At 51.8% G+C, this 8541-nt stretch carries 8 protein-coding genes and 2 rRNA genes; all 10 read right to left on the bottom strand.

Features of this window, described 5'->3' with window-relative positions:
* Positions 1-571: ribosomal RNA gene (locus ABNS49_RS11720) — 23S ribosomal RNA — on the bottom strand; the annotation flags it as partial.
* A 252-nt stretch (positions 572-823) separates the two neighbouring features.
* Positions 824-2356: ribosomal RNA gene (locus tag ABNS49_RS11715) — 16S ribosomal RNA — on the bottom strand.
* A 454-nt stretch (positions 2357-2810) separates the two neighbouring features.
* Positions 2811-4244 carry a C69 family dipeptidase gene (locus tag ABNS49_RS11710; RefSeq protein ID WP_135980921.1) on the bottom strand — a complete coding sequence of 478 codons (1434 nt, stop codon included), beginning with the start codon at positions 4242-4244 and terminating at the stop codon, positions 2811-2813.
* 95 nt (positions 4245-4339) lie between these two features.
* Positions 4340-4669 (bottom strand): hypothetical protein, encoded by a 330-nt coding sequence (locus ABNS49_RS11705; protein WP_135980922.1) that lies wholly within the window; start codon positions 4667-4669, stop codon positions 4340-4342.
* Positions 4670-4764: 95 nt separating this feature from the next.
* Positions 4765-5418, bottom strand: coding sequence for a site-2 protease family protein (locus tag ABNS49_RS11700; RefSeq protein WP_289197155.1), 654 nt, complete (start codon positions 5416-5418; stop codon positions 4765-4767).
* On the bottom strand, positions 5418-6521 hold the full coding sequence (gene ychF / locus ABNS49_RS11695; RefSeq protein ID WP_135980923.1) for a redox-regulated ATPase YchF: 1104 nt from the start codon (positions 6519-6521) through the stop codon (positions 5418-5420). Before ychF ends, ABNS49_RS11700 begins: the two co-directional genes overlap by 1 nt.
* A 15-nt stretch (positions 6522-6536) precedes the next feature.
* Positions 6537-6737 carry a DUF951 domain-containing protein gene (locus ABNS49_RS11690; protein ID WP_135980924.1) on the bottom strand — a complete coding sequence of 67 codons (201 nt, stop codon included), beginning with the start codon at positions 6735-6737 and terminating at the stop codon, positions 6537-6539.
* Positions 6709-7587: a bifunctional methylenetetrahydrofolate dehydrogenase/methenyltetrahydrofolate cyclohydrolase FolD gene (folD, locus tag ABNS49_RS11685; RefSeq protein WP_135980925.1), complete on the bottom strand. Its 879-nt coding sequence runs from the start codon at positions 7585-7587 to the stop codon at positions 6709-6711. Before folD ends, ABNS49_RS11690 begins: the two co-directional genes overlap by 29 nt.
* Entirely contained in the window at positions 7584-8033 is a 450-nt protein-coding gene (gene dtd / locus ABNS49_RS11680; protein ID WP_135980926.1) for a D-aminoacyl-tRNA deacylase, read from the bottom strand. The genes folD and dtd overlap by 4 nt, the downstream gene beginning before the upstream one ends.
* Positions 8030-8509 carry a 2-C-methyl-D-erythritol 2,4-cyclodiphosphate synthase gene (gene ispF, locus ABNS49_RS11675; RefSeq protein ID WP_135980927.1) on the bottom strand — a complete coding sequence of 160 codons (480 nt, stop codon included), beginning with the start codon at positions 8507-8509 and terminating at the stop codon, positions 8030-8032. The genes dtd and ispF overlap by 4 nt, the downstream gene beginning before the upstream one ends.
* Positions 8510-8541 lie beyond the last annotated feature (32 nt).

The following is an 8541-nucleotide window of genomic DNA, read 5'->3' as shown; positions in this document are numbered from 1 at the left end:
ACTTCTTGTAGGCATACGGTTTCAGGTTCTCTTTCACTCCGCTCCCGCGGTTCTTTTCACCTTTCCCTCACGGTACTCTTTCTCTATCGCTCACTCGTTTATATTTAGCCTTGGCGGATGGTCCCGCCTGCTTCCGACAAGATTCCTCGTGTCTCGTCGTACTCAGGGTCGTTCTCGCTTCCTCTTCCCATTTCGGCTACGGGGCTTTCACCCTCTTCGGCCGCGCTTCCGTTCGCGTTTGCCTATGGTCTGTCTCTGCTTTCCTGAACCCCCTTCAACCCCGTCCCTCAGAACGGTTTGGGCTGCTCCCCTTTCGCTCGCCGCTACTCGGGGAATCACTCTTGTTTTCTTTTCCTCCGGGTACTTAGATGTTTCAGTTCCCCGGGTCCCTCTCTCTACGACTATTTATTCATCCTAGAGATGACATCCCTTTCAAGATGCCGGGTTTCCCCATTCGGATATCGGCGTGTCTTCGCTTCCTTACAGCTCGGCGCCGCTTTTCGCAGTTCGGTGCGTCCTTCTTCAGTTTCGAGTGGCCAGGCATCCTCCGTACGCCCTTGCCTACTTGATCAGTTGGTTCTCTTTATTTCTTCAATGTGCTTTCTTCAAGATTTTCTTCTTTCGAAAACTGTTTTTCTCTTACTGTTTTCTCAGTGTCTTTTTTTCTCCACAACTTGCTTCAAGACCTCTTCTCTATTTGTTGTGTCTTTTCTTCAAATTTGTGTCTCCGGTTTTCAAAGATCGAACTCTGGAGGACGATCCTCCAAAACCTGATAGAACTCTTCCCACGTCTTTACACCTTTTCAAATTTCTTTCTCCTTAGAAAGGAGGTGATCCATCCCCACGTTCCCGTAGGGATACCTTGTTACGACTTAACCCCAGTCATCGGCCCTGCCTTCGACGGCTCGCTCCCTTTTAAGGGTTGCGCCACCGGCTTCGGGCATTGCCCACTCCCATGGTTTGACGGGCGGTGTGTACAAGGCCCGAGAACGTATTCACCGCGGCATGCTGATCCGCGATTACTAGCGATTCCAACTTCATGGAGTCGGGTTGCAGACTCCAATCCGAACTGGGACGGCTTTTTTGGGATTCGCTTGCCTTCGCAGGCTCGCTGCCCTCTGTCGCCGCCATTGTAGTACGTGTGTAGCCCAGGCCATAAGGGGCATGATGATTTGACGTCATCCCCGCCTTCCTCCGGTTTCTCACCGGCAGTCTGATGTGAGTCCCTAACTCGATATTGGTAACACATCACGAGGGTTGCGCTCGTTGCCAGACTTAACTGAACATCTCACGACACGAGCTGACGACAACCATGCACCACCTGTATGGATGATAACCTCCAACTTATCTCTAAGTCTTTGCATCCCATGTCAAGGCCTGGTAAGGTTCTTCGCGTTGCTTCGAATTAAACCACATACTCCACCGCTTGTGCGGGCCCCCGTCAATTCCTTTGAGTTTCACACTTGCGTGCATACTCCCCAGGCGGAGGAGTCACTGCGTTAGCTTCGGCACCGAAGTATTACCCCCGGCACCTGCTCCTCATCGTTTAGGGCGTGGACTACTAGGGTATCTAATCCTATTTGCTCCCCACGCTTTCGTGCCTGAGCGTCAGTTACAGTCCAGGCGGCCGCCTTCGCCACTGGTGTTCTTCCATATATCTACGCATTTTACCGCTACACATGGAGTTCCACCGCCCTCTCCTGTCCTCTAGCGTGACAGTTTCCAAAGCCTGTACAGGTTGAGCCCGTACCTTTCACTTCAGACTTGTCAGGCCGCCTGCGCACCCTTTACGCCCAATCATTCCGGATAACGCTCGCCACCTACGTATTACCGCGGCTGCTGGCACGTAGTTAGCCGTGACTTCCTCGAAGGGTAATATCAATCGGAGACCATTTCCTCTCTCCGCTCTTTTTCCCCTTCAACAGAACTTTACGATCCGAAGACCTTCCTCGTTCACGCGGCATTGCTCGTTCAGGCTTGCGCCCATTGACGAAAATTCCCTACTGCTGCCTCCCGTAGGAGTCTGGGCCGTGTCTCAGTCCCAGTGTGGCCGTCCGCCCTCTCAGGCCGGCTATGCATCGTCGCCTTGGTGGGCCGTTACCTCACCAACCAGCTAATGCACCGCAGGTCCATCCGTGCGCGGAGCCTTGCAGCTCCTTTAACACAGAGTCGATGCCGTCTCTGTCCCTATCCGGTATCAGCTTCCGTTTCCGAAAGTTCTCCCGGTCGCACGGGCAGGTTCCCTACGTGTTACTCACCCGTTCGCCACTCGAGTCCCGAAGGACCCTCGTTCGACTTGCATGTATTAGGCATGCCGCCAGCGTTCATCCTGAGCCAGGATCAAACTCTCCATTTGATTCGACTCTTTTTTTTCAATGTCTTTTCGCTGACATTTTCTTCTTCTTTTTGTTCGTTTTCCTTTTCAGGTGTTTCTCAAGAAATCGACGTGTTTGTTTCTTTTCTCTCGTTCTTGTACGATTGATTTTTTGTTTCTTTCGTTTCTATCAGGTTTTCAAAGATCGTCCCGCTGTTTGTTTTGCAAACAGCTTGTTTATATTACTTCTCTTTCTCCCGTTCGTCAACCCTTGTTTTGACTTTTTTAACAAGCGGTTCGTTTTCGGGAGGCGTTTCCTTAACGCTCACTTATCATACCGCACTCCCCATCAACTGTCAACTACTTTTTATATCTTTTTTAAAGGAATTTAGATGACAGATAAAACAGGAAAAAGAGGTGATCAAGAAGGGGTTTGCCTGGATCCAATACACGATTTCTTATAAAAAAAGGACCCCACAGGATCCTCTCGCTTCCTCTACGCGTCGCTTCGGGCGTAGGCGTTTTTCATTCGGCTGCTTAATTCGAATAAAATTTGGTCAAGCGTATCGACCGTCGCGGCTTCCACCATATCGCTTATCGCCTGGTTGGCTTTTTGCCGTAACGCGGTTTTCTCTTCTTCTGGCGCCTGCTCGATTTGACGGCCATACTCCTTTAACAAAGCGTGAGCCTTGGCCGCCACGCTGTTTTGGTATCGTTCAATCCAAATCAACGACTCTTTGTACGAGGCGTCCGCCATCGCCGCGATCAAACGCGAACACCAGTAAAAACTATTGGTCGACACTTTCTGCGTCGTATCCGCCATATACGCCGGCGTTTGTTCCACATCCGTATAAAAAGGCACGAGCGCGTTGAACACGTTGGACGCGAACGCGATCCACTCCAGCGCGTCGCGGTTTTCAAACGTCTGAATCAGCCCCAGAACGCAGTTGCGGTTGACACCAATCGAGCGGAACTCTCCCGCCATCGAACGATCGCCGTAGCTTAAATATGGATCGTAAGGCGTTCCTTGAAAATGCGCGCTCAAAATGTATTTGACATCTTCCACCGTGATTTTCTTTTCTGGGACCATGCACCAAGGCAAATCATCCGATCGCGGCGTGTAGCGCGCGTTTTCGCCATCCCAGCATCCCGCTTTCGGATTGAAATAGCGCAGCATATACCACGCCCGCGGCGTGTTGTACACATGGTCGGCATCGTCATGGGAGCCAAACGCGGCCCGCGGATCAAACTTTCCGTCCATCGACAAATCCAGAAAATTGTCCTCGACAAATTGCTTTAAATCTTTGGAGCACAAATTGTTTTTCTGCTTCGAATACGCGTCCTTGAAATCAAACGCGTCAATGCCTTGCTGGTTTGGCATGACAACATAGCTGTCGTCCGGTACGCGCCGCGCCATCCAATGATGGCCTCCAATCGTTTCCAGCCACCAAATCTCCTTACCATCGCAAAAGGCGATTCCATTCATTTCGTACGTTCCATACGTTTCCAGCAGCCAACCCAACCGCTCGACGCCTTCTCTGGCCGTGTGAATATACGGCAGCGTGATCGACACGATGTCCTCCTCGCCAATGCCGCCTTCCACGAGCGGATCGGCGCCAAGCACCCGGGGATTGGATGTGATCGTTTCCGTCGCGCTCATGCCGACGTTGGCGGCGTTCACGCCGCAAGCCGCCCAGATTCCCTTCCCTTCGATCACGTTCGGGCACGCCGTGTAGCGCATCGGATCGTCCGGAAGCGGAATGCAAACGCCCGAAAGCACAGATTTATACTCGCGCGGCTGCGCATCCGGCTGGACCACCACAAACTTTTTTACTGTGAAGCTACCGGCACCCGAGTCGTCGTTGCGCGCGATCATGCAAGAACCGTCGTAAGACGCGTTTTTTCCGACCAAAATTGTCGTACAAGCCATATGAATACTACCTCCAAAAGAAAACTCCTTTTTTTCATCATACGCCTGAACGCTTTCAACTTCCATTTTCAAACAAAAAAAAGATGGACTTCCATCTAGACCGTCGCCCCGCTTTTCGTCGTTTCGTCTTTGGATCCATCGTTTTCTTTTTTTGATTCACTTTCTTCTTTTGTGCTGCTTTCCGTTTTGTTTTCGCTCTCTTCTTTTTTGGAACCGTCGTCTTCCTTTTTCCATTCCACGTCCCTGTCGAAGTCGCGTCGGTGTTCCCGTTCCGGCCTTCTTCTCTCCTCATGCATCGCGTAGCCGCTTTCTTTATGGTCTTCCAGTTTTTCAACACCGGCGCCGCACAACCCGCCCGCAAGAAATGTCAGCGCAAATCCTCCTGTCAAAACGAGTTTCTTATGTTTCAAATAAAAATCTTTCATTTTTGTTCTCCTTTTCCATGGCTCTACGATACATTTATTTCCTTAAGCTTTTCTTAAATATCAGGAAACCATAAAAAAAGCAGTCCTCGACTGCCTTATAATCCAAATAAATGAATCGCCACGGTCGAAAACCACTCGATGATCGTTGAACGCAGCATTCCCATCGGTCCGCTGATCAGTCCGCTAAACAGCAACGCGAAAAACAGGATGTTCACCCACCACGCGCCATTGTTGATTTTATAATACAGCTCGTCCGGCAAAAAGCTCCATAAGATCTTCGCGCCATCCAAAGGCGGAATCGGGATCAAGTTGAAAATCCCGAATCCAATCGACATCGACGCCGTGACCGCCAGCGTCTGCGCGATCCATTGCCCAACCGTTCCAATAAAAAACGCGGGTGCGGCCTTGATCATGAAATAATACAAAAGCACGCAAACGAAGCTCAAAATGAAATTTGCCAGCGGTCCCGCGAAGCTCGTCCAAATCACGCCGCTCTTCGGATCCTTGTAGTAACGGGAGTCGATCGGAACCGGTTTGGCCCACCCGAAGCCGAACATCAGCAAGCAAAACAAGCCAAGCCAGTCAATGTGCCGGAACGGGTTGAGCGAAAGCCGCCCCGCGTATTTCGCGCTCGGATCGCCCAGCCAATAAGAAACAAGACCGTGGGCCACTTCATGCACGCTCATACTTAAAATTACGGCAATCACCATGATCACGATCGACGAGATCGACATATTCAACAAACGCATTAGACGTTAAACCGGAAATGCATCACGTCACCGTCCTGCACGACGTAGTCCTTTCCTTCCAGGCGCAGTTTGCCGGCCTCCTTGATCGCGTGCTCGCTTTCCAGCGCGTCCATATCCTCGAACGCGTACACTTCGGCCCGGATAAATCCGCGCTTAAAGTCGGTATGGATGACACCCGCGCAATCCGGCGCCTTCATACCGGCCTTAAACGTCCACGCCCGGCATTCGTCCTCGCCGGCCGTCAGGAACGTGCAAAGACCAAGCACGCGATACGCTTTTTGAATCAGCCGATCCAAACCAGATTGCGGCAAACCAAGTTCTTCCAGGAAAACCGCCTTTTCCTCGGCATCCAAAGACGAAAGCTCTTCCTCCATTTTCGCGCACAACGCCACCACTTCGCTATGGTCTTTGGCCGCGAACGCTGTCACCTTTTGATAATACGGATTCGATTCGGGATCCATCACGCCTTCCTCGTCCATATTGGCGACATAAATGACCGGCTTGGACGACAGAAGGTTGTAGTTTTTGACCAGCAGCGCCTCTTCTTCGCTAAGCTGCAGCGAACGGGCAGGTTCGCCCGCTTCCAAATGCGGCTTAAGTTTGGAAAGCAGCGCCATTTCCGCTTTCGCCTCTTTGTCAGCGGTCGATTTCGACTTGCGCTCCACTTTTGAAATCCGGTTTTCAACCGTCTGCAAGTCAGCCAAAATAAGCTCAAGGTTGATGATCTCGATGTCGCGAACCGGGTCGATCGTGTTTTCCACATGGGTAATGTTTGGATCGTCGAAGCAGCGAACGACGTGACAAATGGCGTCTGTCAGTCGAATGTTGCTCAAAAACTGATTTCCAAGCCCCTCTCCTTTGGACGCCCCTTTGACAAGGCCGGCGATATCGGTAAACTCGAAAGTCGTGTAAATCGTCTTTTTCGGGTGAAAAAGCTCCACGAGCCGGTCGATTCGATGATCCGGCACTTCCACGACGCCGACATTGGGCTGGATCGTCGCAAACGGATAGTTCGCCGCTTCGACTTGTGATTTTGTGATCGCGTTGAACAACGTCGATTTTCCGACGTTTGGCAACCCGACAATTCCTGCTGTTAATGGCATGTCAATTCCTTCCTTTTATTCCGCCGCTTTTTCCACGACTTTTTTTAATTTTTTCTCAAATTTCTGGCGTGGCATCAAAACGCTCGTTCCGCATCCCAGGCACTTGATGCGAATGTCCGCGCCCATCCGGATGATCTTCCACTGTTTGGAAAGATGACACGGATGCTCCTTTTTCATCTCCACGATGTCATTTAGACCGTACTCGATCTCCGTCATTTTCCTTTTCCCGCCTTTCATACGCTTCCAGCGTATTCGATAATAACATACATACGGTCATGGGACCAACCCCTTTTGGCACCGGCGAGATGTAGGACGCCTTGTCCTTGACGCTCTCGAAATCGACATCGCCAACGAGCTTTCCATCCACCCGGTTGATTCCAACGTCAATAACGACCGCGCCTTTTTTGATCCAACCCTTCGTGATGAAGTTCGGCACGCCGATCGCGACCACGACGATATCCGCCTCGTGACAAATCTTTTCCGGATCCACGGTTTGCGAATGCACCACGGTCACCGTGGCGTTTTTCGCCTGAAGAAGCAAAGCCAGCGGTTTGCCGACCAAAATCGAACGCCCCACCACAACGGCTCTCTTCTTGCTTAAATCCGTCAATCCAATCGAAGCGAGCATCGCCATGACGCCCTTCGGCGTGCAAGGCACAAGACCTTTTTGCCCGAGCAGCAGCTTGCCCGCGTTCACCGGCGTCAAACCGTCGACATCCTTGTTCGGGTCAATCGCGGCGATGACCTTGTTTTGATCAATGTGCGCGGGCAGTGGAAGCTGCACGAGAATGCCATCGACATCGGCGTCCTCGTTGCATGTTTTTACGGCGCGCAGCACGTCCTCGGTCGTCGCCGTCCGATCCATCTCGATCATCGCCGCTTCCATTCCCACGCTTTTGCACGCTTTTTCCTTGGAACGCACATAGGTGGCGCTGGCTGGATCGTCGCCGACCAAAATGACAGCCAGCATCGGGATCCGTTTTCCATCCTCCCGCAGCTGGTCGATTTTTCCTCTTATTTCCTGCTTGATTGTATCTGCTAACTGATTTCCATACAATACTGTCATGCAAACATCTCCTTACTATCCAAAACGATCGTGACAGGCCCATCGTTGATGAGCGCAATTTTCATATCGGCTCCAAAAACGCCGGTTTGCACGGGCACATAACGGCCAAGCGCGGCGTTGAAGTCGTCGTAAAGCGGTTGCGAAACGGCTGGCTTTGCCGCCTCGATAAAGCTGGGACGGTTTCCTTTTCTGGCGTTGGCGTACAACGTGAACTGGGAAATCGAGAGAATCTCGCCTTCCACATCCAGCAAGGAGCGATTCATCTTTCCGTCTTCATCCTCGAACACGCGCAGCTTGACGATTTTTTCCGCCATCCGCCGCACGGTTTCCCGGGTGTCGGTGTCGCAAAAACCGACCAAAATCATATATCCGGTTCCGATGCGTCCTGTCGTTTCGCCATCAATCGTACACGAGGCTTCCTTCACCCGCTGAAGCACAACTTTCATCGCCGTTCCTCCAGCAAGCAGACGCAAAGCGCCGTCATGCCTTCCTCGCGGCCAACGAATCCGAGCTTTTCGCCCCGAGTCGCTTTCACGGAAATTTTTTGGATCTCGCAATGCAGGGCGTTGGCGAGGTTTTCTCGCATCGTTGCGATGTGCGGCGCCATCTTGGGCCGTTCCGCCATAATCGTCGCGTCCACATTGCCGATTTCGTATCCGTTTTCTCTCATTAAAGTATACACGTGTTCCAGCAGTTTCAAGCTGGATATGCCACGGTATTTCGGATCGGTGTCCGGAAAATGCGCTCCCAAATCCCCAAGGGCGAGCGCGCCGAGCACGCTTTCCGCCACCGCGTGGACGAGAACATCCGCGTCCGAATGCCCGTCCAGTCCTTTTTCATGGTCGATTTTCACCCCGCCTAAAATCAAGTCCCGGCCTTCTTTCAGCGGGTGAATGTCGATCGCTTGTCCAATTCGCAACATTGCCACTCCTCCTTAAAAAAAGAAGCCCGACG

This window comes from uncultured Dubosiella sp. (assembly GCF_964018005.1).
In the GTDB taxonomy this organism is placed as follows: Bacteria; Bacillota_I; Bacilli_A; order Erysipelotrichales; family Erysipelotrichaceae; genus Dubosiella; species Dubosiella muris.
This window is presented reverse-complemented; position numbering and strand designations above follow the sequence as displayed.

Excerpts from the sequence above, each read along its gene's own strand:
- ispF (WP_135980927.1), bottom strand. The coding sequence starts at position 8,509 with ATGTTGCGAATTGGACAAGCGATCGACATTCACCCGCTGAAAGAAGGC.
- ychF (WP_135980923.1), bottom strand. The coding sequence starts at position 6,521 with ATGCCATTAACAGCAGGAATTGTCGGGTTGCCAAACGTCGGAAAATCG.
- folD (WP_135980925.1), bottom strand. The coding sequence starts at position 7,587 with ATGACAGTATTGTATGGAAATCAGTTAGCAGATACAATCAAGCAGGAA.
- ABNS49_RS11710 (WP_135980921.1), bottom strand. The coding sequence starts at position 4,244 with ATGGCTTGTACGACAATTTTGGTCGGAAAAAACGCGTCTTACGACGGT.
- ABNS49_RS11705 (WP_135980922.1), bottom strand. The coding sequence starts at position 4,669 with ATGAAAGATTTTTATTTGAAACATAAGAAACTCGTTTTGACAGGAGGA.
- dtd (WP_135980926.1), bottom strand. The coding sequence starts at position 8,033 with ATGAAAGTTGTGCTTCAGCGGGTGAAGGAAGCCTCGTGTACGATTGAT.
- ABNS49_RS11700 (WP_289197155.1), bottom strand. The coding sequence starts at position 5,418 with ATGCGTTTGTTGAATATGTCGATCTCGTCGATCGTGATCATGGTGATT.
- ABNS49_RS11690 (WP_135980924.1), bottom strand. The coding sequence starts at position 6,737 with ATGACGGAGATCGAGTACGGTCTAAATGACATCGTGGAGATGAAAAAG.